The sequence below is a fragment of the Stenotrophomonas maltophilia group sp. RNC7 genome (genome assembly GCF_030910085.1).
GTDB lineage: Bacteria > Pseudomonadota > Gammaproteobacteria > Xanthomonadales > Xanthomonadaceae > Stenotrophomonas > Stenotrophomonas sepilia.
On sequence record NZ_JAVFVN010000501.1, the window covers coordinates 1 to 478 of the forward strand.

At 35.8% G+C, this 478-nt stretch carries 1 protein-coding gene; it reads left to right on the forward strand.

Annotated features, from left to right (window positions below; translation table 11 throughout):
* A partial coding sequence (locus tag RCF13_RS09635) for a phage antirepressor KilAC domain-containing protein (protein WP_308141099.1) occupies window positions 1-357 on the forward strand: 357 nt, incomplete at its 5' end.
* Window positions 358-478 lie beyond the last annotated feature (121 nt).

Here is a 478-nt window from a genome sequence, read left to right on the forward strand (position 1 = left end):
ACCATAATCCAACTAGCAACACAACTGAAAGAAGAAAGAGCTAAGAGAGTAGAAGCTGAAAGATTTAATAATCAAATAGCAGCTACAGAAAATTCTTTATTAGTAAGAGAAGTAGCAAAAATAGTTAGCAAGAAAGGTGTAACAATCGGAGAGAAGAGATTATGGAATAAGCTTAGGGAATGGGGACTTGTCTTTAAACTCTCCACAGAACCTAAACAGGAGTATGTAGACAGAGGATACTTCGAAGTAACTGAGGGAGTAAAAGAAAATACTAGTGGAACATTCAGCTATAGGACAACAAGAGTAACTGGAAAAGGACAGGTATATATCATCAAAAGGCTACTAGAAGAAAAATAGCTATCAAATACAGAGTTTAAAATTAAGAGAATAGCACAAACCAGTAATTTCATAGTTTTTAATACGGGGGTGGCGATATGGGAGTAAAATTTTACGTAGGTGAGGTGCCTTGGGAGGAATT